Raw genomic sequence first — 25,534 nt, forward strand, 5'->3', positions numbered from 1 at the left:
GCGCCGCGGGTGAACGCCGAGGTGGGCCCAGGCCCGGCATCCGTCCAGGTACAGCGCAGGTAGTCTTGTCGGGTGGCCTCCCCTTCTCGTGACGCCTCTGCCAACCCCTATACCGAAGCGGGGGTGGACACTGCCGCCGGCGACCTCGCCGTCGAGCTGATGAAGTCCGCCGTCCGCCGAACCCACGGACCCGAGGTCCTGGGCGGTGTCGGCGGGTTCGCCGGGCTCTTCGACGCCAGCGCGCTGCGCTCCTACGCCAAGCCGCTCCTGGCGACCTCGACCGACGGCGTCGGCACGAAGGTCGCGATCGCGCAGGCGATCGACAAGCACGACACGATCGGGCTCGACCTGGTCGGCATGGTCGTCGACGACATCGTCGTGGTGGGCGCGAAGCCCCTGTTCATGACGGACTACATCGCGTGCGGCAAGGTCTTCCCCGAGCGCATCGCCGACATCGTGCGCGGCATCGCGCAGGGCGCGGCCGAGACGGGCACGGCCCTCGTCGGCGGCGAGACGGCCGAGCACCCGGGTCTGCTGGGCCTGAACGACTACGACGTCGCGGGGGCCGCGACGGGCGTGGTCGAGGCCGATGCCGTGCTCGGCGCCGAGCGCGTGCGCCCGGGCGATGTCGTGCTGGCGCTCGCGAGCAGCGGGCTGCACTCCAACGGCTACTCGCTCGTGCGCCACATCGCGGCCGGCGCCGGCATCCAGTACGGCGACAATGCGGCCGACTTCGGGACGACGTGGGGTGAGGCCCTGCTGGAGCCCACGCGCCTCTACACCCGGCCCCTCCTGCGACTCATCGCGGAGATCGGCGACGGGGTCCACTCGCTCAGCCACGTGACCGGCGGCGGCATCGCGGCCAACCTCGCGCGCGTGCTGCCGCGGGGCACATGGGTCGACGTCGACCGCTCGACCTGGTCGCCGCCGCCCGTCTTCCGCGTGCTGGCAGACCTGGGCGGTCTCGACCTCGCCGCGACCGAGGGCACCTGGAACCTCGGCATCGGCTTCCTCGCGGTGGTGTCGGCCGACAAGGCCGATGCGGCCACGACCGCTCTCGCGGGTGAGGGCATCGCGACCTGGCAGGTGGGTGTCGTCGGCGACGGCCCGCTCCCCGCCGGCGATTTCGAACAGGGCGCGAAGGGCGTCGACGGCGGTGCCGTGCGCCTCGTCGGCGCCTACGGCACGGACAACGGAGCGAAGTAACACCACATGTGCGGAATCGTCGGGATGGTGGGGCGCGAGCCCGTCAACCAGGAGATCTACGACTCGCTCCTTCTGCTGCAGCACCGCGGCCAGGACTCCACCGGCATCGCCACTGCGGAACGCAGCGGCAGCGTGCACATGCACAAGGCCCGCGGCCAGGTGCGCGAGGCGTTCCGCACCCGCGACATGCGCAACCTCCTGGGTGAGGTGGGCCTCGGCCACGTGCGGTACGCGACGAAGGGCACGGCGACCAGCGAGGAGGAGGCGCAGCCCTTCTACGTGAACGCGCCGTACGGCATCGTGCTGGTGCACAACGGCAACCTCACCAACACCCGAGAGCTGACCGAGGAGCTGTTCCGCAAGGATCGCCGTCACCTCAACACGAGCTCCGACACCGAGCTGCTGGTGAACGTGCTCGCCAACGAGCTGCAGTCGTCGATCTCGGGCTTGCAGCTCGATCCCGAGCAGGTCTTCCACGCCGTCACGCGCGTGCACGAGCGTGTCGAGGGTTCGTACGCGGCGATCGCGCTCATCGCTGGCTACGGCCTGCTCGCGTTCCGCGATCCGTTCGGCATCCGTCCGCTCATCCTCGGCACCCGTAAGAACTCCGACGGCCGCTATGACTGGGTCGTCACGAGCGAGTCGCTCGTGCTCGAGAACGGCGAGTTCGAGGTCGTGCGCGACGTCGAGCCCGGCGAGGCCGTGTTCATCGACGTGGAGGGCAACCTTCACACCCGTCGGTGCGCACCGGATGCCACGCTCGCCCCGTGCTCGTTCGAGTACGTCTACCTCGCGCGGCCGGACTCCATCATGAACGGCATCTCGGTGTACGAGGCGCGGCTGCGCATGGGTGAGCGCCTGGCCGACACGATCGCCAAGTACACGCCGGCGGGTGCGATCGACGTGGTCATGCCCATCCCCGACTCCTCGCGCCCCGCCGCGATGCAGGTGGCCCGCAAGCTCGGCATCGAGTATCGCGAGGGCTTCTACAAGAACCGCTACGTCGGCCGCACGTTCATCATGCCGGGTCAGGCGGTGCGCAAGAAGAGCGTGCGCCAGAAGCTCAACGCGATGTCGACCGAGTTCAAGGGCAAGAACGTCCTGCTGATCGATGACTCGATCGTGCGCGGGACGACCTCCAAGCAGATCATCCAGATGGCCCGGGATGCCGGTGCCAAGAGCGTCACCTTCGCGTCGGCCGCACCGCCCGTGCGCTACCCCCACGTGTACGGCATCAACATGCCTTCGCGCGAGGAGCTCGTCGCGCACGGCCGCACGATCCCGGAGATCGCGGAGGAGCTCGGCGCGGACTTCGTCGTGTACCAGGAGGTCGAGGACCTCAAGGCCGCGATCCTGGAGGGCACCGACATCGAAGACCTCGACATGAGCTGCTTCGACGGCCGGTACGTCACCGGCACGGTGACCGACGAGTACCTCGCCTGGGTCGAGGGCTCGCAGGAAAGCTGACGCTGACCACGCCGCGGCCCCTCTGGCACGGGCGAGCGCTCGCGCTCGTCGGCATCGTGCTGTTCGCCTTCTCGCTGCGGTCGGCGGTGGCATCCCTCTCCCCGCTGTTCGGCCTCATCGCGGCGGACTTCCCGGTCTCGTCGGCGGTCATCGGCCTGATCGGCACCGCGCCGGCGGTCTGCTACGCCGTCTTCGGTCTGCTGACACCGGCGCTCGAGCGCCGGTTCGGCCTCGAGAAGCTCGCATCAGCGGCCATGGCCGTCGTGGCGATCGGCCTCATCGCGCGCAGCCTCGCACCGAACTCCGGGCTCCTGCTCGCGGGAACCGCGCTCGTGTTCGCCGGCGTCGGCAGCGGCAACGTCCTGCTTCCGCCGCTGGTGAAGCGCTACTTCCCCGATCGCATCGGGCTGATGACGTCACTGTTCTCGACCACGATGGCGGTCGCCTCGTTCGTGCCCCCGCTGCTTGCGGTGCCGATCGCCGACGCGACGTCATGGCGTCTGTCGCTGGGTCTGTGGGCGGTGTTCGCGGCGGCGGCGATCATCCCGTGGGTGACCATGATCCTGCGCCGGCCGATCGCCGGCCCCGTCGACGACGACGACATCGAGCAGCCCAGCCCCCGTGTGTTCGGTCGCCTGTGGCGACTGCCGACCGCGTGGGCCCTCATGTTCGGGCTGGTGGTGTCGAGCTCCATCGCCTACACGTCGTTCGCCTGGCTGCCGACGCTTCTCATCGACACGGCCGGTGTCACACCGGCCGGCGCCGGTGCACTGCTGGCCCTGTTCGCCTCGATGGGCCTGCCGTGCTCGGTGCTGGTGCCGCTGCTGGTGACGCGGTGGAACGCCACCCTGCCGCTTTTCCTCACGGCGTTCGCCGCGGGGGTCGTCGCCGTCGCGGGGCTGATCGTCGCGCCGGCGGCCGCACCGTGGCTCTGGGTGACGCTGCTGGGCATCGCGACGCTCACGTTCCCGCTCGTGCTCGTGCTGATCGGACTGCGCACCCGCACCCACGAGGGCTCTGTCGCGCTGAGCGGGTTCGTGCAGAGCATCGGCTACGCGGTCACGGCGATCGTGCCTCTGGGCTTCGGTCTGCTCCACGAGGCGACCGGGTCATGGAACGGGCCGCTCCTGGTGCTCGCGGTCGTCATCACGGCGGCGGTGCCGGCCGGCGTCGTCGCCGCGCGACCCCGCACGATCGAGGACGAATGGGAGCTCCGTCGCGGCACCTGGTGACGCGCACGCGACGCTCGGCGAAAGAGCCGGGAACTCACAGCCGGTTCGCGAGGTCGGGTGTTACTTTCGGCCCGTGACGTCCGATGCGACTTCGACGATGACGATGCGCAGCAGCATCCCGCCCTCGCACCTCGAGCGCGCGGTGCGCGCGGAGATCGTGCGCGCAGAGAGCCCCGAGCGGCCGATCCGCCGCTTCATGCGCCGGGCCCGCGAGTGGGTGGCGGCGCATCCGCGGGTGGAGGTCGCGTACAAGGTCGCCGTCGCGATCGTCGGCGGCATGCTCGCCGTCGGCGGACTCATCCTGGTGCCGCTGCCCGGGCCGGGGTGGCTCGTCGTGTTCCTGGGCCTGGCGGTGCTCGGCACCGAGTTCCACTGGGCGCGGCGCATCGCCGCGTGGCTCAAGCGCATGCTCGACAGGTTCTGGACCTGGTGGCGCGCCCGGCGCGCGCGAAAGGCCGCCGCAAAGGCGGCGGCCTAGCGGACGGGGGAGAAGGCTACGCCTTCTCCATTTCGTCTTCGTCTTCGTCGTCGTACTGGTCGGCCCACTTGTCGACGTACTCGTCTTCCGAGTGGTGTCCGAGTTCGCGCTCGAGCGCGCCGAAGTTGACACTGTAGGTGTCGTACTTCAGTTCACGGGCGATCTTGGTGTGCTTCGCCTTCTGACGGCCACGCCCCATGCGAGACCCCCTCATTTCAGACTCGCGGGTTGTGAGCGTCTGTCCGCTGCTCCAACCCGGGCATTCACGTATCCGGCATCCGCGGCCGGCAAGAGTAGCATTCAGGATATCACGGCACCTCGTATCGCAGACGGTGACGCGGGCTGCTGAAGACGACGACGCGAAAGGGGCGGGGACGTATGGCCGATGAGGCATCCGAGGTCGGAGGCGGGACCCACGATGAGGTGGCGCCGGCTGCAGAAGCCGACGACGCGACGCTCCTCCACGGAGCCGTCATCGCCGGTGTCATCCCGGGGCTCTCGCCGCGCGTGCTGACCGAAGCCGCCCGCTACGCCGCGCTGCTGGGCGCACCCCTGGCCGTCGTGCACGTCGACGTGACCCGGTTCGTCACGTACGAGGATCCCGACGGCTACGTGCACTCGGCCCCGATCGACATGAACATCCAGGCCAGCGAGAACGAGTTCGCCGAGATCCAGACGGAGGCGGCCGCGGTCTTCGAGGGGCACGACGTGAACTGGCACGCCCGTCAGCTGGTGGGCGACCCCGCTCTGGCCATGAAGCACTTCGCCGACAAGGTCGACGCGCGCCTGCTGGTCGTCGGCACGCGCAAGCACGGCCTCGGCGAGTCGATCCGCGAATTCTTCACCGGCTCGGTCGCAGCCCGGCTCGCCCACCGTCAGCACCGACCGCTGCTGGTCGTGCCGCTCGGAGAGCCGGTGCCCGACGACGAGGAGATCTGGTCGTCCTGACCGGCTTCCGCACGTGATCGCCGCCCCCGTCTGAGCGCCGGGGGCGGCGATTCGCGTCGTGCCGGCCAGGCCGGCCGGGACGGCTATCGGCTGAGCGCGCGCGAGACCTCGCGTGCCGCCTCGTCGAGCGCGGCGACGAGGTCGTCGACGAGCGATGCCCCCACGCCGCCGCCATGTGCGACGTGGGTGCGCAGGTCGGTGCGCACGCGGGCGCGGAAGTCGTTGACCGCACCCTCCGCGCGGTGCAGCTGCTCGCGGCTGCGGGCGCGGGCGTCGTCTTCGGGTGCGGGTCGCGGCGGCGCTGACGTCTCGGCGCGGCTGGCCGCGGCGAGGTCGGCCCGGAGGCTGCGCATGGCCTCCTTGACGCTTCCGCGCACCTCATCGGCGATCAGTCGCACCGAGTCGGCGAGCCCCGCCTCGATTCCCTCCAGCTCGCCGGCGCGGGCGGCCACTTCGGCGCGGCCCGCGTCGGTGATGGCGTACACGGTCTTGCGGCCCTCGACGGTCTTGGTGACCAGCCCCTCCTCCTCGAGCTTGGCCAGCCGCGGGTACACCGTGCCGGCGCTCGGGGTGTACGTGCCGCCCGTGCGGTCGGAGAGCGCCTGCATGATGTCGTACCCGTGCCGTGGTCCCTCCGCGAGGAGGTTCAGCAGGTACAGGCGCAGGTCGCCGTGGGAGAAGACGGGGGCCATCACCACTCCTGTCGATCGGTGCCGCTCGCGTCGCCGATTCCCGCCGCCGGAGCGTCGGGTGCGGCATCCACCCGCTCCTGCACCGCCGGGCGCCGCAGGACCGTGAGGTCTCCCGACACCGAGTTGGTGCGCACGTCGACGAACATGCCGCTGAGCTCACCCGTCGAGCCGGTGAAGCTCGAGGCGAGGGACGACGAGCGCACGACGCCGTCGATCACGAGCCGGCCGCTGACGGCGCGGGCGGAGTAGTTGGCGGGCAGGCCCTCGTCGAGGCGCAGCGTCGTGTTGCCGCTGACCGTGTTGGTCGAGATGCTGTGCACCTCGCCGGTGGTGTCGACCAGGACCGAGCCGGAGACGGTCTCCACGCCGGCCTTCGAGACCTGGCCGCTGGCGGCGACATCACCCGACACGCTGTTGGCGTCGAGGGTGCCGACCAGGCCGCGGGCGTTCACGTCGCCCGAGACGGACTTGACGCTGAGCTCGCCCGTGAGCCCGTCGACCATGATGTCGCCCGAGACGGTGTTGAGCTTGGCATCGGTCGTCAGGCCCGAGACCAGGGCGCTCGCGCTGACGACACCGAGGGTGAGGGCGACCGAGCGGGGGACGGCGACGCTGATCTCGGCCTTCGGGCCGCCGGCGCCGAAGTTGCGGAACACCTCGAGGAAGTTGTCCCAGCGCAGCTGCGCGTGGTCGATCTCGACGACGTCGCCGGTGACCTCGATGCGGAGGTCCTTCGTGGTCACCGCGTGCACTTCGATGCGGGCGCCGGGCTCGTCGTGGGCGACGACGTCGACCTGGCCGCCGACGAGGCCGATCTTGAGCTTGCGCACGGTCTCGATGTCGATGACGCGCGTTTCGCCCGGGTGGATGATCCACTTCTCGAGGGTCATGTCTGCTCCAAGGGGTGAGGTTCCAAGTCGCGATATATCGTGACCTGAGGAGAGTAACACGATATATCGCGAGTTGGTCAAGCGCACTCGGGAAACTCTCATGAAGACCCCGGTTGACCTTGACGTGACGTCAACCTCTACCGTGGATCACGTGCCCGAGAGGAGGAAGACGATGAGCACCACCAGCACCGAGGGTGAGTGGTCGATCCAGCAGATCGCCAAGCTCGCCGGCACGACAAGTCGCACGCTGCGCCACTACGACGACATCGGGCTGCTCGCGCCCTCCCGCATCGGCGCCAACGGGTACCGGCACTACGACGGATCCGCGCTGGTGAGACTCCAGCGCATCCTGCTGCTGCGCGAACTCGGGCTCGGTCTCGCGCAGATCGCCGAGGTGCTCGAGCGGGACGGATCCGAGGCGCACGCGCTCGCGACCCACCTGGCCTGGCTGCGGGAAGAGCAGCGACGGCTGACGCGTCAGATCGCGTCGGTCGAATCCACGATCACGGCATTGGAAGGAGGTGAACGACTGATGGCAGAGAACATGTTCGACGGCTTCGACCACACCCAGTACAAGGACGAGGTCGAGCAGCGCTGGGGCAAGAAGGCGTACGCCGACAGCAACGACTGGTGGAACGCGATGGATGCCGCGGCCAAGGCCGACTGGCAGCAGCGGGTCTCCGACCTGAACAGCGACTGGATCGCCGCCGCCGAGAGCGGCATCGCGCCCGACAGCGCACCCGCGCAGGAGCTCGCGCGGCGGCACGTGGAATGGCTCACCGGCATCCCCGGCACGCCTGCGGCGGCGCCGGGAGGCGACGTCAAGGGCTACGTGCAGGGGCTGGGCGAGATGTACGTCGCCGACCCGCGCTTCGGCGCGAACTACGCGACGTCGGCCGGCGGCTCCGCCGGCGCCGAGTTCGTGCGCGACGCGCTGAGCGTCTACGCCGAGGCGAACCTCTGACGGCTGAGCACGGGGAGGCTGAGCGCCCCGGACACACGGATGCCGCGACCGAGTCCTCGGTCGCGGCATCCGGTCGCTGTCGCAGGGTTAGGGAGCCCCGGAACAGGTCAGGTGCGCCGACTTCCGCTGATCATGCGGAACAAGAGGGCGATGAGTGCGATGACGCCGACGATGAGGGCGACCCACAGCAGCCAGCTCAGGGCTTCGCCGAGGCCGCCGACGATCGCGAGCACGACCGCCACGACGATGATGATGATGAGGGCGAGGTTCATGAAGGTTCTCCTTCTTGTCGTCGGTGCGTGGGGTACGCACCGGATGCCTCGTGGGCACACTCCGACAATGGCACCGGCGCGCTCGCGCGCGTAGGGGGTTGACGCCCGTCGGATCGCGGTGCTACCGGCGCGCCGGGGAGTGGCGGAGCGCCCTTCGCGCCGCTGTCAAGTCCCTGCGACGGGCCGCGGGCGGGTCATACGCTGACCCGCGGAGCCGCACCGTGCGCTCCGACGCCGTCGAGGGAGGACTGGGATGCCCCGCCTGATCCGTGTGAGTCCTCAGCGCGATCGTGGCTACCGCCGAGTGCGGGCCGGCTCCGGGTTCCGCTACATCGACGCCAAGGGCGCCCCGATGCCCCCGCGCGAGCTCGGCCGGGTCCGCGATCTCGTGATCCCGCCGGCCTGGCAGGACGTGTGGATCTGCGCTCGGGCCGACGGGCACATCCAGGCTGTCGGCACCGACGAGGCCGGCCGGCGGCAGTATCTCTACCACTCGGCGTGGACCGCGGGCCGGGACCGCGGCAAGTTCGCCCGTGCGCTCAAGCTCGCCGCGGCGCTGCCTCGCGCGCGCGGGCGGGTGACGACATCCCTGCGCCGTGACGGGCTCGACCGGGAGCGTGTGCTCGCCGTCGCCTTCCGGCTGCTCGATCAGGCGGCGCCGCGAATCGGCTCGGAGCGGTACTTCGCGCTGCACGGCAGCCGTGGGCTCACGACCCTGCAGCGGCGCGACGCGCTGGTGGACGGCGCGAGCGTGCACCTGTCGTTCCCCGGCAAGAGCGGCCGGCGACAGCTCATCGAGATCGACGACGCCGATCTGGCCGGCGCCGTCGAGCCGCTGGCCGCCGGGCGACCGCACTCCGCGCTGCTGTCCTGGCAGCGCGGCCGCCGACGCGTGGCCCTGTCCCCCGGCGACGTGAACGCCTACGTGCGCGCGCTCACCGGCGGGAAGTTCACCGCGAAGGACTTCCGCACCCTCCGCGGCACGATCCTCGCCGCCGACGCGCTGGCGCGCATCGGCGAGGTCGGCACCGCAGCCGACCGCAAGCGCGCCGAGGTGCTGGCGGTGCGGGCGACGGCCGACGCGCTGGGCAACACGCCCGCCGTCGCGCGGGGGTCGTACATCGATCCGCGCGTCTTCACGCGATACCGGGACGGCCACCTGCTCGACCTCGGCATCACTCCGGAATCGGCGATCCAGGATCTGCTGCGCCCGAGGCGCTGAGCCCGCCGGGCGGTAGCGTGTGGGCATGCCGCAGCCCGTCGACCTCCGCGTGGTCGGCCTCGCGGCGGCGGGTGCCGCGGCCGGCGTGCTCGCCCGGGCAGCGCTGGAGGCCCCGCTCGAGGCCCCTGCGGCGGTCGCGTGGACGACCATGGCGATCAACGCGGTCGGCTCCCTCCTGCTCGGCATCGTCGTCGGCTGGCTCGATGGCCGCAGACCGCTCCTGCGGGTGTTCCTCGGCACCGGCGTGATGGGCGGGTTCACGACCTACAGCGCCTTCGCGGTGCAGGCGGTGGCGGCGGGCCCCATCGGCGGCGCGCTGCTGGCCGTCGCCTCGCTGGCCGCGGGCGTGGCCGGCGCGATCGCGGGTCTGTGGATCGGACGCCGCATCGCCGACGTGCCCGGGGAGTGGGAAGCGCTGGAGGACGCCGAATGAGCATCGGGATGCTGCTCCTGGCCGCCCTCGCCGGGGGGCTGGGCGCCGCCCTGCGGGTCGTCGTCGACGCCGCCGTTCCGCGGCCGAGGGGCTTCCCCCTGGGCATCCTCGTCGTGAACGTGTCGGGAGCTTTCGCGCTGGGTCTGCTCACCCCGCTGCTGCCGGCCGAGACCCTGCTCGTCGTCGGGACCGGGCTCCTCGGCGGCTACACGACCTTCAGCGCCGTCTCGGTCGAGACCGCGCTGCTCGCGGAGCGCGGCAGGTGGGCGCACGCCGCGGCCAACGTGCTCGGGACCTTCGCGCTCGCCGTGGCCGCGGCCGGAGCCGGGCTGGCCATCGGCGTCGCCGTCGTCGGACCGTGAAATACTGAAGCGGATACATCCGCGTATCGGCCGCTCGCGGCCGCCCGACCCGGGTGCGACCCGATCCTGGGGCGCGGGCCGCGGCATCCCGTTGCACACCTCACCAGCGAAGGCCTTCCGTGTCGAACCTCGCCGTCCTGAGCTTGAAGAACCGCGCGCTCATCGCGCTGGTCACGATCGTCGCCGCCCTCTTCGGCGGCCTCGCGCTCACCAGTCTCAAGCAGGAGCTCATCCCCTCGATCGAGTTCCCCGCGCTGATCGTGATCAGCACCTACCCGGGAGCGTCGCCCGAGGTGGTCAACACCGACGTATCGACGCCGATCGAGCAGGCGATCCAGGGCGTGCCGGGGCTGGAGGCATCGACGGCGACGAGCACGACGAACGCGTCGATCGTGCAGGCGTCGTTCACCTACGGCACCGACCTCGGCACCGCCGAGCAGAAGATCAACCAGGCGATCGGCCGGATCGACCTGCCCGACAGCGTCGAGCCGACCGTGATCTCGGCGAGCATCGACGACTTCCCCGTCATCCAGCTCGCCGTGACCGGCTACGACGATCCTGACGCGATCCAGTCCCAGCTCGAAGCCTCGGTGATCCCCGAGCTCGAGGATGTCGACGGGGTGGATGCCGCGGGCATCGTCGGCGGCATCGGCCAGCGCATCACCATCACCCCCGATCAGGCGGCGCTCGCGGCAGCCGGGTTCTCCCCGCAGGCCATCCGCGACGCCCTCAACCAGAACGGCGTGCTCTTCCCCGGCGGTGACATCACCGAGGGCGACGAGACGCTCACCGTGCAGACGGGGTCGAAGATCACGACGGTCGACGAGCTCGCCGCGCTGCCGCTGGTGCCCTCCTCGGCGGAGCAGCTCGCCGCCGGCACCGTCACGATCGGCGATGTGGCCGAGGTCGCGCAGACCGACGACCCGGTGACCAGCGTCTCGCGCGTCGACGGAGAGCCGGCGCTCACGATCGCGGTGACCAAGCTTCCCGCGGCCAACACCGTCGACGTCTCGCACGGCGTGCTCGAGGTGCTCCCCGATCTCGAAGACGCCCTCGGCGGCGCCGAGTTCACCGTCGTGTTCGACCAGGCCCCGTACATCGAGGAGTCGATCGAGACCCTCGCGGTCGAGGGCATGCTCGGCCTCGCCTTCGCCGTGCTCGTGATCCTCGTCTTCCTGCTGTCGGTGCGCGCGACGCTGGTGACGGCGATCTCGATCCCGACGAGCGTGCTGATCACCTTCATCGGCATCCAGACGTTCGGGTACTCGCTCAACATCCTCACCCTGGGCGCGCTCACGATCTCCATCGGACGTGTGGTCGACGACTCGATCGTCGTCATCGAGAACATCAAGCGCCACTACGTCGGCGACGCCGACAAGAAGACCGCGGTGCTGCGCGGCGTCAAGGAAGTGGCCTCTGCCATCACCTCCTCGACGATCACGACCGTCGCGGTGTTCCTGCCGATCGCCTTCGTGAGCGACATCACCGGGGAGCTGTTCCGTCCGTTCGCGCTCACCGTCACCATCGCCATGCTGGCGTCGCTGTTCGTGGCGCTGACGATCGTGCCGGTGCTGGCGTACTGGTTCCTCAAGCCCGGCAAGCCGGTGCTCGACGAGAACGGCGCGCAGATCGACCCCGAGGATCCCGAGGCTCCGCCCAGCCGCCTGCAGAAGGGCTATCTGCCGATCCTGCGGTGGACGCTGCGCCACTCCTGGGTGACGCTGCTGCTGGCCGTGCTCGTGCTCGCCGGCACCGTGGCCGCCGCGCCCTTCATGAAGACGAACTTCCTCGGCGACTCCGGCCAGAACACCTTCACGATGACCCAGGACATCGGTCCCGCGCCGAGCCTCGAGTCGGAGTCGGCCGCCGCCGAGCAGGTCGAGGAGGCGCTGCTCGAGATCGACGGCATCCAGACCGTGCAGGTGTCGATCGGCTCCAGCGGCTCCGCCCTGCAGGACGCGTTCACCGGCGGCGGCGCCGGCATCACCTACTCGATCACCACCGACGCCGACGCCGACCAGGTCGCCCTCCGCGAGGAGGTGCAGGAGGCGATGGACGGACTCGAGGATGCCGGCGAGATCGCCCTCTCCGCCGGAGGCGGCGGGTTCGGCTCGACCGACATCGAGATCGACGTCACCGCACCCGACTCCACGACGCTGCAGGAGGCGACCGACGCGGTCGTGGCCGGCGTCGAGGGGCAGGAGGGCGTCGGGCAGGTCACCAGCAACCTGGCCGCGTCGCTGCCGTACATCGCCGTGACCGTCGACCGCGACGCGGCCGCGCAGCTCGGTCTGTCGGAGGTCGCCGTCGGCGCACTCGTGTCGGGAACGATGCAGCCGCAGTCGATCGGCTCCATCGAGGTCGACGACACGGCCCTCACCGTGTTCCTCGCCGCATCGGAGACCCCCGCATCGCTCGACGAGCTGCGTGCTCTCCCGATCCCGACCGCAGCCGGGGTGGTCCCGCTCGAAGACGTCGCCACCGTCGAGCAGAGCGAGGGGCCGGTGTCGATCACCACGCAGCGGGGCCAGCGCACGTCGACGGTCACGGTCACCCCGTCGACCGACGACCTCGCGGCGGCCTCCGCCAGCGTGACGACGGCGCTCGAGGACGTCGAGCTCCCCGACGCGGCCGACGCGTCGCTGGGCGGTGTGGTCACCCAGCAGCAGGAGGCCTTCACGCAGCTCGGGCTCGCGATGCTCGCGGCGATCCTCATCGTCTACGTCGTGATGGTGGCGACCTTCAAGTCGCTGCGTCAGCCGCTGCTGCTGCTGATCTCGGTGCCGTTCGCGGCGACCGGTGCGATCCTGCTGCAGATCGCCACCGGCGTGCCGCTGGGCGTCTCGTCGCTCATCGGCGTGCTGATGCTCATCGGCATCGTGGTCACCAATGCGATCGTGCTCGTCGACCTCGTGAACCAGTACCGCGAGAAGGGGCTGTCGGCCCACGACGCGACCGTCGCCGGCGGGTCGCGACGTCTTCGCCCGATCCTCATGACGGCGCTCGCGACGATCTTCGCGCTCACGCCGATGGCCCTGGGCATCACCGGCAGCGGCGGGTTCATCTCGCAGCCGCTCGCGATCGTCGTCATCGGAGGCCTCGTCTCGTCGACGGTGCTGACGCTGCTGGTGCTCCCGACCCTCTACAACCTTGTGGAGGGAGCCAAGGAGCGCCGCCAGGAGCGCCGCGCCGCCCGGGCTGCGGCAGCCGGCGACGACGTCGAGGACGCGAAGGATGCTGCCACCGACGAGAACGTCGAGGAGCCGGTGCTCGTCGGCGCCGCCGTGGGCGCGACCGCCGCGGGCGACGATGCCGCACCGGCCTTCGAGACGCGCCGTCAGCGCCGCGCACGGGAGGCCGTGGCGGCCGGCGGTGCGGCGGCCGTGTCCGCGGAGGCGCCGGTCGACGTGCCGCTGATCGAGGAGGCGCCCGACCTGGAGGTGCCCAGCGACGCACCGGCGCCCGAGGCGGCCGCCGACGCGGTCGCTGAGCCCGAGGGCGATGCCGAGGCGCCGACGGAGGTCGAGTCCGAGGACGTGCCGTCCGACGCGAAGGTCGAGGCCGACGATGCGGGCGGAGCGGCCGAGGTGGCGGAGCCGAGCGACGCCGCCGCGGAGGAGCCGGAGGATGCCGGTGATGAGCCGGTTGCGGAGGGTGCGATCTACGACGAGCCCGCCGTCGAGGAGCCCGCCGTCGAGGACGCAGAAGGCGACGAGCCCGCTGCGGACTCCGATGCCGCCGAGGAGGCCGTCGCGGACGCTGACGCCGACGCCGAAGAGCCGGCTGCAGAGCCGGCCGAGGAGCCCGTCGCCGAAGAGCCGGGCGAGGAGCCCGTCGCGGACGCCGTCGCCGAGGAGCCCGACGCCGAGGTGCTCGCCGACGCAGGGCCGGCGGGCGAGGCATCCACTGCCGACGCGACCGGCGAGGGCGACGAGGGCGCGGAGCCGTCGGAGCGATGACCTAGCGGGTGCTGCGTCTCTGGAGCCAGGGGCGCAGCATCCGGGTCACCCACGGCAGCACGGCGTAGGTCATCACCGGTGTCAGCAGCACGGTGGAGATGAGGATGCGCAGCACGAGCGGGAGTTCGGTGAACCCGGGGACGTAGCCGAGCAGCCACGAGGCGAGCAGGTTCGTCGGGAAGAAGCCGATCCAGATCGTCACGGCCTGCTTCCAGCGCGGCGGCGCGGCAGGGATCGGCTGCTGCACCGGACCCGTCGGCGCGGCGTCGGCCCCGCGGCGCGATTCGACGTGCGTGGCGAAGGGCGCATCGAACCACCCCTCGATGCCGGTCCTGCGCTCGACGCGAACCTCGCTGGCGAAGGCCCGCCCGGAGTCGAGCCACCACGCCCGCTGGGACGACTGCTCCCAGGCTTCCAGGGTGGCGATGTCGCGGAATCGATAGAGCATGTACCAGAGGTCGCTGGCTTCGCCGGCGCGCACCCAGCCCGAACCGAGGAAGCCCGGGAAGCCCGTGGCGAGGTCGGTGCCGGCCTGCATCCAGCTCGTGGCCTCGTGCGTGCGGGACGGATCGATGCGTCGCTCGATCGCGACGGTGATGGGGTGGGCTTCGGGTTCTGCCATGCATCCATTGTCGGCGGGAGTGCGGAGGCAACCGACCGCACGGGCATGGCGCGCAGGACCCGATTGAACGCGGTGATCCACGCTCCGACCGTGGTGAAGGCGATCGCCTCGTAGGCGGCGAGGGTGATCAGGCCGCTCATCAGCAGGCCCATGCCGGTTGCGAGGATCACGACGCCGGTGACGGTGAACGCGCGGAAGGGGCGTGCGACGTCGCGGACACCGAGTGCCGACGCGATCAGCGAGAGGAACGACAGTGCCAGCCCGGTCGCTGCCAGGTCGTGCATCGCCGTGCTCACGGGGATGGGGATGAGGCCGACGGCGGTCATGCTCGCGCCGGCCGACAAGATCGACGCGCGCACGGCGCGGGCCGTGCGACGGCCGACGAGTGCGGGCATGTCGGCGCCCAGGAGCACGCCGTAGACGGCGAGCAGGATGCCGGCGGCGAGCACGGTTGTGTTGAAGGTGCGTCCCGAGAAATCGGCGTGGGTGCCGAGCTCCGAGAAATGGAGATGCCACCAGTGCGGGTCGCTCGTCGTGACGATCGCGACCGCCACGCCGGCCGCGAGGACCATCATCGCCAGCGTGAAGGTGCGATGCGAGAGCGGCTGCGGTGCGGGCGCCGGGGCGTCGCCCGGGTGCCCGAGGCGGGATCCCTCCGCGCGCACGGTCGCGATGCGCGGCGGTGGCACGGGGCCACGCCGAAGGATCGGCTCACTCAGAGTCGAAGACGTCATTCCTACCCACTGCGGTCGGCGGTTCGCCTCCCTCACGGAAACGCCGCCCGCTCCCCAGACGGTCGGATCTCCGTGACGAACGCTCCCCGGGGCCTGCGGGAACCCCCCAGTTCAGCGATATATCGCTGAGGGAAACGCTACCGTGCGGTCGCCGGATTGCGTCATGGGGAATTCACAGCAAGGCCTGCGTCCGGGTTTCATCCAGGCGCGGCCGGTAAAGTGGCCCGGTCGGCTCTGGACACCGCGCCCGTTTCTCGGGGTTGCGGAGGCTATGTGAGTCCAAGGGGCCGATGGTGAGCGCCGATCGGTGCACATGACCATCACATGAATGGCCCCCGGCCGACGATTGTCCGGGTTGTCCGAGCGCGCGCTCGGACGCTGTTCTCGTGCGCGAGAGTACCCAGGAGAATCCGATGCCCAAGAACAAGAAACCGGCAGGCGGTCGCGCCGCCAAGAACTTCGAGCCCCGCTACGCGGCCAAGACGAGCTACCAGGACCGCAAGCGCCGCCCCGGCGACTCTTCGGTGGGAAAGCCCGGCAGCAAGAGCCCGGGTCACCGCGGCTATCGCGCCGATGCCGACACGGCTGCGCCGAAGCGCCGTTGGAGCGCCGAGGAGAAGGTCGGTCGCGACGAGGCGCGCGCGATCCGCGACGGTCGCCCGTCCCGCGACGGCCGCCCCGCTCGCGATGGTCGCCCCTCCCGTGACGGTCGCCCCTCCCGTGACCAGCGCTTCGACCGCGACGCCCGCGGTGACGGCAACCGCAGCGACGCGCCGCGCCGCGGCGCGAACCTCGACCGTGTCGATCGCGACGACCGCCGCAGCTTCGGCGACGGCCGCCCGTCGTACCGCTCCGACGATCGGCCCCGTCGCGACCGCGACGACCGTCGTCCGTCCTTCCGACAGGATGACCGTCCGCAGCGTTCGTTCGACGACCGTCCGCGTCGTGACCGTGACGAGCGGCCCGCCTTCCGTGGCGATGACCGCCCGCGCCGTGACGGCGGCCCGCGCCGTTCGTTCGAGGACCGTCCGCAGCGTTCGTCCGATGACCGCCCGCGCCGTGACGATCGTCCGCGCCGTTCGTTCGAGGACCGTCCGCAGCGTTCGTTCGATGACCGTCCGCGTCGCGACCGTGACGAGCGGCCCGCCTTCCGTGGCGATGACCGCCCGCGGCGTGACGACCGCCCGCGTCGCACCGACGGCCCGAGCCGCTCGAACTGGAGCGCTCCCGTGCGCGACCACGCCCAGGAGCAGCGCGTCGACGTTGTGCACGAGCGCCTGCAGGCCGAAGCCGTGCAGGCCGAAGCGGTCGCCGGCACCACCTTCGGAGACCTCGACCTCGGCCAGAACATCGTGAAGGCCCTGGCCGAGCTCGGCGCAGCGACGCCGTTCCCGATTCAGGCGGCGACGATTCCGCCGATCCTCGACGGCCGCGACGTGCTGGCCCGCGGTCGCACGGGCTCGGGCAAGACCATCGCGTTCGGCGCCCCGCTCGTGGAGGCCGTGCTGCGCAGCCAGGCCGGCAGCAAGCGCGTCTTCGGTCGCTCGCCGAAGGCCCTCATCCTCGCGCCGACCCGCGAGCTCGCCTTGCAGATCGACCGCACCATCCAGCCCATCGCGCGCAGCGTGGGCCTGTTCACGACCCAGGTCTACGGGGGCGTGCCGCAGGCGCGTCAGGTCGGCGCCCTCAAGAAGGGCGTCGACATCGTGATCGGCACCCCGGGCCGCATCGAAGACCTGCAGAACCAGGGCAAGCTCGACCTTTCCGACGTGCAGATCGCCGTGCTCGACGAGGCCGACCACATGTGCGAGCTCGGCTTCCTCGAGCCGGTCCAGCGCATCCTCCGCTTCACCGAGGACGGCTCGCAGAAGCTGCTTTTCTCCGCCACTCTCGACCGCGAGGTCGCCGCGCTGGTCGACGAGTTCCTCGTGAACCCCGCCGTGTACGAGGTCGCGGGCGAGGACCAGGACTCGGGCACCATCGACCACCGTGTGCTCGTCATCGATCACCGTGACAAGGCGGAGATCCTCAGCTCTCTGGTCGACCGCGAGGGCAAGACGCTGGTCTTCGCCCGCACGCGCGCCTATGCGGAGATGCTGTCGGAGCAGTTCGACGACGCCGGCATCCCTGCGCTCGCCCTGCACGGAGACCTCAACCAGGCCAAGCGCACGCGCAACCTCGAGAAGATGACGTCGGGCCGGGTGAACGTGCTCGTGGCGACGGATGTGGCCGCGCGCGGCATCCATGTCGATGACATCGACCTCGTGATCCAGGCCGACGCGCCCGACGAGTACAAGACGTACCTGCACCGCTCCGGCCGCACCGGCCGCGCGGGCCGGTCGGGCACGGTCGTGACGCTCATCACGCGTCAGCGCCGCCGCCGCATGCAGGAGCTGCTCGACCGCGCCGAGATCGACGCGCCGTTCGAAGAGGCGCGCATCGGCGACGACCTCCTCGAGGAGCTCAGCGGGCGTCAGGTCGACCCGACCCGCTGAGTCCCGGCCCGGCGTCTCCAGCCAGACGTTGCGCGGCAGGTTGCGGCATCCGCTGCGTCGATCGATGGCGCGGATGCCGCGACCTGCCGCGCACGTGTGAGGGGCGCGCCGGAAGATGGCGCGGATGCCGCGACCTGCCGCGCATGCGTGACGGGCCCGCTACGCGAGGGACTCGAGGAGCTCCGCCGCCCGCTGTGCGCCGCCGAGCGCGCGCAGCTCGGCGCTGATGCGGGCGGCGGCCTCCCGCATCGAGTCGTCCGCCAAGGCCCGATCGACGGCGGCGCCGACCTGCGTCGCCGTCGGCGTGCCGGTGCGGAGGTTGACGGCGGCGCCGGTCCACGCGACGCGCGCGGCGATCTCGGGCTTGTCGAGGTCGCCGCCGGCGATGACGAGCGGGACGCCGTGATCGAGGGCCGTCAGCGTGCCGCCCCACCCGCCGTTGGTGACCATCGCGTCGACGCGGGGGAGCAGCCGGTCGTACGGGAGGAAGCCCGCGACCCGGGCGTTCGGCGGCACCGGGAACGGCAGGGTGTCCCGGCCCCGCACGCCGGTAGCGACCACGACGAGCACGTCGCGGGATGCCAGGGCTTCGAGCGTCGGCCGGATGAGGTCTGCCGGGTCGATGTTCTGCGTGCCCTGGGTCACGTGCACGACGGGCCGGCCGTCGAGGTCGCCCCACCAGGAGGGCAGATCGTCGTCGCGGGTCGGCGCCGGCGTCGCGAGGCGCCCCACGAAATGCACGTGCGGCGGCCGCCCCGAGCGGTCGAAGTCGAGCGACGGCGTGCCGCTGGCGAGCACCAGGGTCGAGGAGTACACCTCTTCGGAGAAGTAGCGGCGCTGCGGCGGCAGGCCGACGGCTGCGCGAGCCTCACGCAGCGGACCCGCCAGGGGTCGCGCCATCAGCGGTGCGAGCGCGCGCAGCGCGGCATCGCGGCCGCGCAGGAGCGGCGTGTGCCCGGGCGTCAGCCCGATCCCCGACGGCGGCCCATCGGTGACCGTCATGTTCAGCGGCAGGATCCCGATCGTCGCCCACGGCCGGCCCTGCAGTTCCGACAGCAGGCTGCCGCCGAGGGCCACGTCGTCGCCCGCGATCACGTCCCACGGTTCCCGTTCCCACTCGGCGGCGAGATCGGCGACCTGACCCGGGGCGGTGCGTACGAACACGTCGGTCAGGTTGATCATCACCTGCCGCAGGCCCTTCCGGTCGCGCACGCGGGGAAAGCTCGACTCCAGGTCGTTCTCGTCGAAGTCGGGCGCCTCGCGCCAGGGCACGAGCGTCGCGCCGACCGCGGCGACCCGCGATGCGAACGCCGAGCCGGTGTAGACGCGCACCTCGTGCCCGCGGTCGACCAGAGCGGCGGCCACGGCGAGCACGGGTGTGACGTGGCCGGTGAACGGCATCGCCGAGAGCAGGAATCGCGCCATGGCGCCCATCGTGGTGCATCGTACGCCGGCGCGCCACGGGCGCGCGTCGGTGGCGAACGGGTCGCCTCATCGCGCGGGTCGGTACGCGGGGCGCGAGCTCGCCGGGCGGGTCAGACCGCGACCGACTCCCGCGCACGCGGGCGCAGGAGACGCGTGACGGCGGCGGCAGCGCCGACGACGACCCCGAGAGTCAGGCCGGTGATCAGCGACACGAGCATTCCGAAGACGACATACCCGGCGAAGGTGCCGAGGTCGGAGTGGGTGACGAAGCTGAGGAACACCGTGCGCACGAGGTTGCCCGCGACCACCGCGACCGCGGTGGTCCACACGCCTCGGCCGAAGGCGCGCCCGTGGCCCGGGTTCGGCCGGCGGCGTCCGACAGCGCGCAGCTGAAGCCATGCCGCTAGGAGCATCACCAGCACGGCGAGCGTGTCCGCGACCCAGAACCCGGCGGTCGTTCCGCCGAGCGGCACGAGTCGAAGCGGAGGCAGCAGCGAGGGCAGGCCCGCAGCGGCGGGAACCGCGAGCAGCGGCATCCACGTCGTCAGCACCCCCGCGATCGGCCAGATGCCCGCGAGGATCGCGAGCGCGAGAATGCTCGCGAGGATCGCCGCATCGGCGGGATCCCGGTGAGCGTGGAGCGGTGTCTTCGTCGGCACCGCTCGATGATAGCCTCCCGTGATACGTGTCAGAGAGGACATGCATGATCCCCCCTCGTGCCTCCCTCGCGCTCGGCCTGGCGGCGCTCGTCGTCGTGGGCGGCGTTGCCGCCGCCGTGCGCACGCCCGGCCCGGCATCCGCCGAGGCGTTCCTCACCGACGCGGAAGGCCGAGCACTCGTGCCGAGCGGCTTCAACACCGCGTCGAGCTCCAAGCAGGTCGCGAGCGGCCTGCCGGACTTCACCGAGGACGACCTCGACACCGAATATGCCGACATGGGCACGAATTTCGTGCGCTATCTCATCTCATGGCGCAAGATCGAGCCGGAGCCGGGTGTGTACGACCAGGGCTACCTCGACGATGTCGAAGAGCGCATCGGGTGGTACGCCGACCGCGGGTACCACGTCATGCTCGACATGCATCAGGACCTGTGGGGCAACGCGATCACTCCGAGCGGCATGAACGGCAACGGCGCACCGGCGTGGGCGACGTATATGGACGGGCTGCCGGTGGCCGAGAGCCTGCCCATGTGGGAGCTCTACTACCTCGAGCCCGGGGTGATCCGCGCATTCGACAACTTCTGGAACACGACCGGCGCCCACCCGGAACTCATGGACCACTACGCGGGCGCGTGGCGCGCGGTGGCGGCGCGGTTCGCAGACAACGAGGCCGTGGTCGCCTACGACCTCATGAACGAGCCGTACGGCGGCACCGTGCAGGGCCCGGCGTTCGAGGCCGGTCCGCTCACGGCGCTGTACCAGAAGTCCGTCGATGCGATCCGCGAGGTCGACGACGACACGTGGGCGTGCCTGGAGCCGCAGGCGCTGGGGTTCAACTGGGGGCTTCCCAGCGGCCTCGGTTTCGTCGACGACCCCCGCGACGGCGCGGCGCGGATCGCCTTCTGCCCGCACATCTATCCACTGCCCATGGATCTCGGCGACGGCTTCGCGGGAGTGAGTCGTGACCTCGTCGAGGGCACGGTGGCGGCCTGGCGGTCGAATGCGCTGCGTACCGCGCAGGCGCTCGGCGGGGTGCCGGTGATCCTCGGGGAGTTCGGGTTGAACACCGAGCTGCCGGGTGCCATCGACTACGTCGAGCTCATGTACGAGACGTCGGACGCGTCGGGATTCGGCGTCGTCTACTGGTCTCGCGATCCCGGAAGCTGGGGCCCGTACGACGCCGAGGGCGAGCCGCGGAACCTCGTCGAAGCGGTGTCGCGGCCCTATCCGCGCGCGGTCGCGGGCGACCTGCGTTCCTGGGAGGTGGGGCCCGACGTGCTCACGATCCGCCTCGGCGCCGCCGGCGGCGGCGACATCGACGGCGGCCGCAGCGGTGGCGGTGCGGCGGTGAGCGAGGCGTACCTTCCGGCGGACGGATTCCCCGACGGAGCCGAGATCACCGGCGGCGAGATCGTCGCGTGGGATGCCGCGACCGGCGTGATCGGCTTCACGATCGACAGCGGGGCGACGGAGATCGTGATCCGCGCGCGGTGAAGGCGGATCAGGGAGCGTCGACGTAGACGCTCACGCGGGCCTCGTCGAGCACGAACTGCACGGAGGTGCCGAGCCCGAATGCGTCGCGCAGCTCGTCGGGGGAGCTCGCGTCCACGGTGAGTGCCACGGTCGCGGGGAACCCGCCGACCGTGCAGCTGCCCCGCGAGAGGAACTCCGCGCCTCCCGCGAACCACGTCACCAGGTACAGGCACGGCGCGGGCGCCTGCGGCCCCTCGAACACGGCGATCGGGGAAACCCCGTGGAACGGCTCGTAGACGGCCGAGTTCGACACGCGATCGCCGAGCACATGGGTGGGCCACGGGGTTTCTCGGTCGATCTCGAGTGAGGCGACGCGCGCGTCGGGGGCCAGGAGCCACGCCGTCACGAGCGACGCGGTCACGGCGGTCACGACGAGGGAGAGCGCCCACCACCACGCGCGTCGTCGCCGGGGGCCGGGCGACGCCGCGGTCGCGGCGGGGGTCTCCTCCCCCTTCGCGGGCGCGGCCGGCGCGGGTGCGGCCGGCGCGGGTGCGGCCGGCGCGGACGCGCCCGTCGTGTCTCCAGGCCGCTCGGCGGCGACGGCCACGGACGCCCGGGACCGCTCTTCGAGCTCCCGCAGGCGCTCGAGATCCGCAGGGTCGTCGATGTCTGCGTCGCGCCCGTAGGCACGTTCGCGCAGCGCCCGCAGCTCGACGAGGGATCCTTCATCCATCACGGATCATCCTGGCACCGCAGGGGCACGCGCGGCAGCGCCGCAGCGCGGCGGAGGCACGGCAGCGCCGCCGCGCCGCCGCGCGAGGGAGCGTCGGATCCGTGACGGCTCTCAGGCCGCGGTGCGCTCCCCGATACCGGCCACCACGTCCGGATCCGCGCCGAGGGCGAGGAGGCGCGTGCGCACGGCCGTCGCCGCGCGCGCGTAGGGCGCGGAGCTCCCCTGCATGAGGGAGCGGGTGTTCGCGGCCTCGAGGAAGGACAGCAGCTCGAACACGAGCTGCGCCGGGTCGTCGAGACCGGGCAGCTCGCCGGCATCCATCGCGGAGCGGATCGAAGCCGTGAGGTACTGCTCCCATTCGGTGTTGGCGGCGATGATCGCGTCGCGAACCGCACCGGGCTTGGCGTCGAACTCCACGGAGGCGGCGGCGAAGAAGCATCCGCCGCGGAAGACGCGCACGTCGGAGTAGGCGATCCATGTCGAGATGAGCTCGACCACGCGGGCGAGGCCGCGCTCGGTGCGGGTGCGCGCGGGGGTGACGACGGTATCGATGAAGATCTCGCGCGCGGCGGACACGGTGGCCAGCTGCAGCTGCTCCTTCGAGCCGAACAGGGTGGCGATGCCGCTCTTGCTGTGGCCCGAGGCGTCGGCGAGCGAGCCGATGGTCAGTCCGTCGAGACCGTTCACCGACGCCGCATCGACGGCGCGGGCGAGGATCGCGCGGCGCGATTCGTCGCCGCGCGCGCGGCGACCGTCACGGACCTCTTGCACCATGCGGCCAGGTTACCGTACGATCGTGCGTATTGATACGAACGATCGTTCGTATAGAAAGTGAGAGACACCGATGAACGGGATGATGGCGGCCGCAGGCGCCGCCGTGCGCGGCGCCGGAACGGTCTCGCCCGAGTGGGGCGGGGCGCTCGCGCTGAAAATGTTCGCCCGCATCGAGCGGCCGCGGCCGCTCAGCGCGACCGACGAGCCCACCATGCTGCAGGCCCGGCGGTCCACCGTGCGGGTGCCCGGCCTCGATCGCCGCGGCACCGACCTCGCCGTGTACGACTGGGGGTACGGAAACGATGTGGTCGCGCTCGCCCACGGCTGGGACGGGCGTGCCAGTCAGTTCACGACGCTCGTGCGCGAACTCGTCGCCGACGGACGGCGCGTCGTCGCCTTCGACGCGCCCGCGCACGGCGCGTCGCCCGGGCGCGCGGCGTACGTGCGGGACTGGGTCGACGCGCTCGCGGCGCTCCAGGCGCGGCACGGACGCTTCCGGGCGGTGGTCGGGCACTCGTTCGGGGGTCTCGCTGCCCTCATCGCGGTGGGGCAGGGCGGCATCGGCGCGGACCGCGTCGTCACGGTGTCGGCGCCGGCCGACCCGGCCGTGCTGTTCGCACGCCTGCGCGGAGCGCTCGGCTACGACGAGAGGGTGGATGCCGCGCTGCGCGCGCGATTCGCGCGACGCTACTTCCCCGGCGAGCCGGACCCGATCGAGCGGCTGTCGCCGCTTCGCGTCCCGCTGCCGGAGGACACGCGGCTGCTCGCCGTGCACGACGAGCGGGACCCGCTCATGCCGGTGGCGGAGGTGGCGCGCATCGCCGGCGCCCACGCCGGGGCGCGCGTCGTGCTCACGAGCGGACTCGGCCACAACCGCATCCTCGCCGCCGACGAGTTCCTCGACGCGGTGATGGATTTCGTCGCGCACCCCGCCGACGTCGTCGAGCCCGTCGCGCCGGGCGCGACTCAGGGAGTCTGGGCGTAGACGACGACCCGCGAGCCGTCGAGCACGAACTGCAGCGAACTGCCGAGCGGATACTCCTCGCGCAGCCGGTCGGGGGAGTTCTCGCCGACCATCATCGCCGCCGTCGCCGGGAACTGCCCCGCCGAGCAGCCGCCGCCCGCGATGAACCCCGCCGCGTCGCCGGTGGTGATGAGGTAAATGCACGGCGCCGGGGGCTGCGAGCCTTCGAGCTGCAGCGGGAGCAGAACCGGGGTGATCCCCAGGAAGTCCTCGTAGAGCTCCGCGCCGTCGGGAGCATCGCCGAAGACATCGCGCGGCCACGGCACGTCATCATCGACCCCCAGCGAGGCGACCCGCCCCGCGGGGCTCATGATCCACACGGTGATCAGCGCGGCCACGAGGGCGGTCGCGATGAGCGAGAGCGCCCACCACAGCCAGAGCCTGCGGCGCGCCGGCCCGGGTTCGTCCGGGAGGGATGCCGCACCCGCCGGATCCCCGTCGACGGCGGCATCCGGCGCTGGCGCCGTCGCAGCAGCGGGCGCCGTCGCCGCATCCGCCGCATCCGCCGCATCCGCGGCATCCGCAGCATCCGCGGCGGCGGGCCCGACGTCGCGTCCGGAAGCGGCCCGTGCCGGGTCGGCGGGTGCGGCATCCACCGGCGTCTCGAAGGCGGGAGCGGCGTCGGCGGGCTCGGCGACCAGCGTGGCGAGACTGCCGGAGGCCGCACCGTCGACGGTCGAGACCGAAGCGCGCGCGAGTGAGCGATGCTCGAGCTCCTGCAGGCGCCGGAACGCCGTGTCGTCGTCGAAGATGTCGGCATCGGGTCCGTAGGCGCGCTCGCGCAGCGCTCGCAGCTCTGCGAGGGTTCCGTCATCCATCACGTTCCATCCTGGCACCGCTTCCTGCCCCGCGGCAGGGTCGCCGCCCGGGGAGGGCCCGGGCGTCGTGCGCGAGACGCGCCGGTAGGGTCGGAGCCGTGCCCGTGCGTGTCGCCGATGTGTCCCTCGCCCTCGCCGCTGCGGTGCTCGAACCGGCTCAGGCCGACCGGTACCGCGCCTTCCTCGACGAGGCGGGCGAGGCGGCGCTGCACCGGGACGGCGGCCGCGAGCACGTCACGGCGAGCTGCTTCGTCTTCAGCCCCGGATTCGACCGCGTGCTGCTGTGCCTGCACCGCAAGGGCGGCTTCTGGGTGCAGTTCGGCGGTCACCTCGAATCGATCGACGCCGCGCTCGCCGACGCTGCGCTGCGCGAGGCGCGGGAGGAGAGCGGCGTGGAGGCGATCGCGCTGCTCTCGACGCAGCCCGTCGACCTCGATCGCCACGAGCTGTCCGCCGGGTTCGGCTGGTGCGCCGCGCACTGGGACGTGGGGTTCGCCGCCGTCGTGGCGCCCGATGCCGTGCCGACCGCGAGCGATGAGAGCGACGACGTCGCCTGGTTCGACGTCGACGCGGTGCCGGCCGCGGTGCCGACCGGATTCGTCGTTCGCCTGCGGAACGTGCTCGACCTCGTGCGCCGCCTCGGCTGAGGGCGC

24 protein-coding genes are annotated in these 25,534 nt (G+C 71.6%); 14 read left to right on the forward strand and 10 right to left on the reverse strand.

All coding sequences use genetic code 11. The annotated features are described in order from the left end of the window. Nucleotides 1–72: 72 nt before the first annotated feature. The 4 genes from purM to HQM25_RS01010 all read left to right on the forward strand — a co-directional run bounded on the left by purM (nt 73) and on the right by HQM25_RS01010 (nt 4,383). Entirely contained in the window at nt 73–1,206 is a 1,134-nt protein-coding gene (purM, locus tag HQM25_RS00995; protein WP_172988508.1) for a phosphoribosylformylglycinamidine cyclo-ligase, read from the forward strand. 6 nt (nt 1,207–1,212) lie between these two features. Continuing rightward, on the forward strand, nt 1,213–2,673 hold the full coding sequence (gene purF, locus HQM25_RS01000; RefSeq protein ID WP_172988509.1) for an amidophosphoribosyltransferase: 1,461 nt from the start codon (nt 1,213–1,215) through the stop codon (nt 2,671–2,673). A gap of 2 nt (nt 2,674–2,675) precedes the next feature. Then, nucleotides 2,676–3,905, forward strand: coding sequence for an MFS transporter (locus HQM25_RS01005; RefSeq protein ID WP_172991433.1), 1,230 nt, complete (start codon nt 2,676–2,678; stop codon nt 3,903–3,905). 97 nt (nt 3,906–4,002) lie between these two features. Beyond that, nucleotides 4,003–4,383, forward strand: a complete 381-nt coding sequence (locus tag HQM25_RS01010) for a TIGR02611 family protein (RefSeq protein ID WP_254359470.1) — start codon at nt 4,003–4,005, stop codon at nt 4,381–4,383. A gap of 16 nt (nt 4,384–4,399) precedes the next feature. On the opposite strand, the gene HQM25_RS01015 is transcribed toward HQM25_RS01010, so the two are convergent. After that, nucleotides 4,400–4,582 carry a DUF3073 family protein gene (locus tag HQM25_RS01015; protein WP_172988510.1) on the reverse strand — a complete coding sequence of 61 codons (183 nt, stop codon included), beginning with the start codon at nt 4,580–4,582 and terminating at the stop codon, nt 4,400–4,402. 179 nt (nt 4,583–4,761) lie between these two features. On the opposite strand from HQM25_RS01015, the gene HQM25_RS01020 reads away from it, so the two are divergent. Then, nucleotides 4,762–5,331 (forward strand): universal stress protein, encoded by a 570-nt coding sequence (locus HQM25_RS01020; RefSeq protein WP_172988511.1) that lies wholly within the window; start codon nt 4,762–4,764, stop codon nt 5,329–5,331. An 83-nt stretch (nt 5,332–5,414) separates the two neighbouring features. Here the strand turns inward: HQM25_RS01020 and HQM25_RS01025 are convergent, their stop codons facing one another. Both HQM25_RS01025 and HQM25_RS01030 read right to left on the reverse strand, forming a co-directional pair. Further along, nucleotides 5,415–6,023 carry a PadR family transcriptional regulator gene (locus HQM25_RS01025; protein WP_172988512.1) on the reverse strand — a complete coding sequence of 203 codons (609 nt, stop codon included), beginning with the start codon at nt 6,021–6,023 and terminating at the stop codon, nt 5,415–5,417. Beyond that, nucleotides 6,023–6,913: a DUF4097 family beta strand repeat-containing protein gene (locus HQM25_RS01030; RefSeq protein ID WP_172988513.1), complete on the reverse strand. Its 891-nt coding sequence runs from the start codon at nt 6,911–6,913 to the stop codon at nt 6,023–6,025. Before HQM25_RS01030 ends, HQM25_RS01025 begins: the two co-directional genes overlap by 1 nt. 172 nt (nt 6,914–7,085) lie before the next feature. Between HQM25_RS01030 and HQM25_RS01035 the strand changes: the two genes are divergently transcribed. Next, on the forward strand, nt 7,086–7,877 hold the full coding sequence (locus HQM25_RS01035; RefSeq protein WP_172988514.1) for a MerR family transcriptional regulator: 792 nt from the start codon (nt 7,086–7,088) through the stop codon (nt 7,875–7,877). A gap of 107 nt (nt 7,878–7,984) precedes the next feature. Here the strand turns inward: HQM25_RS01035 and HQM25_RS01040 are convergent, their stop codons facing one another. Then, a complete protein-coding gene (locus HQM25_RS01040; protein WP_172988515.1) occupies nt 7,985–8,149 on the reverse strand; it encodes a hypothetical protein in 165 nt (54 codons plus the stop codon). A gap of 253 nt (nt 8,150–8,402) precedes the next feature. Here HQM25_RS01040 and HQM25_RS01045 point away from each other — a divergent pair, with 253 nt between their 5' ends. The 4 genes from HQM25_RS01045 (at nt 8,403) to HQM25_RS01060 (ending at nt 14,125) form a co-directional block, all read left to right on the forward strand. Next, a complete protein-coding gene (locus tag HQM25_RS01045; RefSeq protein ID WP_172988516.1) occupies nt 8,403–9,371 on the forward strand; it encodes a DNA topoisomerase IB in 969 nt (322 codons plus the stop codon). A 25-nt stretch (nt 9,372–9,396) separates the two neighbouring features. Then, complete coding sequence (locus HQM25_RS01050) at nt 9,397–9,804, forward strand: fluoride efflux transporter FluC (RefSeq protein WP_172988517.1); 408 nt, start codon at nt 9,397–9,399, stop codon at nt 9,802–9,804. After that, a complete protein-coding gene (locus HQM25_RS01055; protein WP_172988518.1) occupies nt 9,801–10,166 on the forward strand; it encodes a fluoride efflux transporter FluC in 366 nt (121 codons plus the stop codon). Before HQM25_RS01050 ends, HQM25_RS01055 begins: the two co-directional genes overlap by 4 nt. A gap of 119 nt (nt 10,167–10,285) precedes the next feature. Further along, nucleotides 10,286–14,125: an efflux RND transporter permease subunit gene (locus HQM25_RS01060; RefSeq protein WP_172988519.1), complete on the forward strand. Its 3,840-nt coding sequence runs from the start codon at nt 10,286–10,288 to the stop codon at nt 14,123–14,125. 1 nt (nt 14,126) lies between these two features. Here the strand turns inward: HQM25_RS01060 and HQM25_RS01065 are convergent, their stop codons facing one another. Then, nucleotides 14,127–14,747 carry an antibiotic biosynthesis monooxygenase gene (locus HQM25_RS01065; RefSeq protein WP_172988520.1) on the reverse strand — a complete coding sequence of 207 codons (621 nt, stop codon included), beginning with the start codon at nt 14,745–14,747 and terminating at the stop codon, nt 14,127–14,129. A gap of 1,147 nt (nt 14,748–15,894) precedes the next feature. On the opposite strand from HQM25_RS01065, the gene HQM25_RS01070 reads away from it, so the two are divergent. Continuing rightward, nucleotides 15,895–17,976: a DEAD/DEAH box helicase gene (locus HQM25_RS01070; protein WP_172988521.1), complete on the forward strand. Its 2,082-nt coding sequence runs from the start codon at nt 15,895–15,897 to the stop codon at nt 17,974–17,976. 159 nt (nt 17,977–18,135) lie between these two features. Here the strand turns inward: HQM25_RS01070 and HQM25_RS01075 are convergent, their stop codons facing one another. After that, nucleotides 18,136–19,410, reverse strand: a complete 1,275-nt coding sequence (locus HQM25_RS01075) for a glycosyltransferase (protein ID WP_172988522.1) — start codon at nt 19,408–19,410, stop codon at nt 18,136–18,138. 101 nt (nt 19,411–19,511) lie between these two features. Beyond that, the gene (locus HQM25_RS01080) at nt 19,512–20,060 is read right to left on the reverse strand and encodes a hypothetical protein (protein ID WP_172988523.1); all 549 of its coding nucleotides are present in this window, start codon (nt 20,058–20,060) and stop codon (nt 19,512–19,514) included. Nucleotides 20,061–20,104: 44 nt separating this feature from the next. On the opposite strand from HQM25_RS01080, the gene HQM25_RS01085 reads away from it, so the two are divergent. Continuing rightward, nucleotides 20,105–21,553 carry a cellulase family glycosylhydrolase gene (locus HQM25_RS01085; RefSeq protein ID WP_172988524.1) on the forward strand — a complete coding sequence of 483 codons (1,449 nt, stop codon included), beginning with the start codon at nt 20,105–20,107 and terminating at the stop codon, nt 21,551–21,553. Nucleotides 21,554–21,560: 7 nt separating this feature from the next. Here the strand turns inward: HQM25_RS01085 and HQM25_RS01090 are convergent, their stop codons facing one another. Further along, nucleotides 21,561–22,265: a hypothetical protein gene (locus tag HQM25_RS01090; protein ID WP_172988525.1), complete on the reverse strand. Its 705-nt coding sequence runs from the start codon at nt 22,263–22,265 to the stop codon at nt 21,561–21,563. Nucleotides 22,266–22,376: 111 nt separating this feature from the next. After that, nucleotides 22,377–23,039, reverse strand: coding sequence for a TetR/AcrR family transcriptional regulator (locus HQM25_RS01095; protein ID WP_172988526.1), 663 nt, complete (start codon nt 23,037–23,039; stop codon nt 22,377–22,379). Nucleotides 23,040–23,121: 82 nt separating this feature from the next. On the opposite strand from HQM25_RS01095, the gene HQM25_RS01100 reads away from it, so the two are divergent. Next, nucleotides 23,122–24,024, forward strand: coding sequence for an alpha/beta fold hydrolase (locus HQM25_RS01100; protein ID WP_217275174.1), 903 nt, complete (start codon nt 23,122–23,124; stop codon nt 24,022–24,024). Here HQM25_RS01100 and HQM25_RS17665 read toward each other — a convergent pair. Then, nucleotides 24,006–24,881: a hypothetical protein gene (locus tag HQM25_RS17665; protein ID WP_172988528.1), complete on the reverse strand. Its 876-nt coding sequence runs from the start codon at nt 24,879–24,881 to the stop codon at nt 24,006–24,008. The genes HQM25_RS01100 and HQM25_RS17665 overlap by 19 nt on opposite strands. A gap of 98 nt (nt 24,882–24,979) precedes the next feature. Between HQM25_RS17665 and HQM25_RS17670 the strand changes: the two genes are divergently transcribed. Beyond that, nucleotides 24,980–25,528, forward strand: a complete 549-nt coding sequence (locus HQM25_RS17670; protein ID WP_254359472.1) for an NUDIX hydrolase — start codon at nt 24,980–24,982, stop codon at nt 25,526–25,528. Nucleotides 25,529–25,534: the final 6 nt, after the last annotated feature.

The sequence above is a fragment of the Microbacterium hominis genome (assembly GCF_013282805.1).
GTDB lineage: Bacteria > Actinomycetota > Actinomycetes > Actinomycetales > Microbacteriaceae > Microbacterium > Microbacterium hominis_B.

Bases quoted from the DNA above. Each gene is read 5' to 3' on its own strand.
- purF (WP_172988509.1), top strand. From the start codon at position 1,213: ATGTGCGGAATCGTCGGGATGGTGGGGCGCGAGCCCGTCAACCAGGAG.
- HQM25_RS01010 (WP_254359470.1), top strand. From the start codon at position 4,003: ATGACGATGCGCAGCAGCATCCCGCCCTCGCACCTCGAGCGCGCGGTG.
- HQM25_RS01015 (WP_172988510.1), bottom strand. From the start codon at position 4,582: ATGGGGCGTGGCCGTCAGAAGGCGAAGCACACCAAGATCGCCCGTGAA.
- HQM25_RS01020 (WP_172988511.1), top strand. From the start codon at position 4,762: ATGGCCGATGAGGCATCCGAGGTCGGAGGCGGGACCCACGATGAGGTG.
- HQM25_RS01025 (WP_172988512.1), bottom strand. From the start codon at position 6,023: ATGGCCCCCGTCTTCTCCCACGGCGACCTGCGCCTGTACCTGCTGAAC.
- HQM25_RS01030 (WP_172988513.1), bottom strand. From the start codon at position 6,913: ATGACCCTCGAGAAGTGGATCATCCACCCGGGCGAAACGCGCGTCATC.
- HQM25_RS01035 (WP_172988514.1), top strand. From the start codon at position 7,086: ATGAGCACCACCAGCACCGAGGGTGAGTGGTCGATCCAGCAGATCGCC.
- HQM25_RS01040 (WP_172988515.1), bottom strand. From the start codon at position 8,149: ATGAACCTCGCCCTCATCATCATCATCGTCGTGGCGGTCGTGCTCGCG.
- HQM25_RS01045 (WP_172988516.1), top strand. From the start codon at position 8,403: ATGCCCCGCCTGATCCGTGTGAGTCCTCAGCGCGATCGTGGCTACCGC.
- HQM25_RS01050 (WP_172988517.1), top strand. From the start codon at position 9,397: ATGCCGCAGCCCGTCGACCTCCGCGTGGTCGGCCTCGCGGCGGCGGGT.
- HQM25_RS01055 (WP_172988518.1), top strand. From the start codon at position 9,801: ATGAGCATCGGGATGCTGCTCCTGGCCGCCCTCGCCGGGGGGCTGGGC.
- HQM25_RS01065 (WP_172988520.1), bottom strand. From the start codon at position 14,747: ATGGCAGAACCCGAAGCCCACCCCATCACCGTCGCGATCGAGCGACGC.
- HQM25_RS01070 (WP_172988521.1), top strand. From the start codon at position 15,895: ATGCCCAAGAACAAGAAACCGGCAGGCGGTCGCGCCGCCAAGAACTTC.
- HQM25_RS01075 (WP_172988522.1), bottom strand. From the start codon at position 19,410: ATGGGCGCCATGGCGCGATTCCTGCTCTCGGCGATGCCGTTCACCGGC.
- HQM25_RS01085 (WP_172988524.1), top strand. From the start codon at position 20,105: ATGATCCCCCCTCGTGCCTCCCTCGCGCTCGGCCTGGCGGCGCTCGTC.
- HQM25_RS01090 (WP_172988525.1), bottom strand. From the start codon at position 22,265: ATGGATGAAGGATCCCTCGTCGAGCTGCGGGCGCTGCGCGAACGTGCC.
- HQM25_RS01095 (WP_172988526.1), bottom strand. From the start codon at position 23,039: ATGGTGCAAGAGGTCCGTGACGGTCGCCGCGCGCGCGGCGACGAATCG.
- HQM25_RS01100 (WP_217275174.1), top strand. From the start codon at position 23,122: ATGGCGGCCGCAGGCGCCGCCGTGCGCGGCGCCGGAACGGTCTCGCCC.
- HQM25_RS17665 (WP_172988528.1), bottom strand. From the start codon at position 24,881: ATGGATGACGGAACCCTCGCAGAGCTGCGAGCGCTGCGCGAGCGCGCC.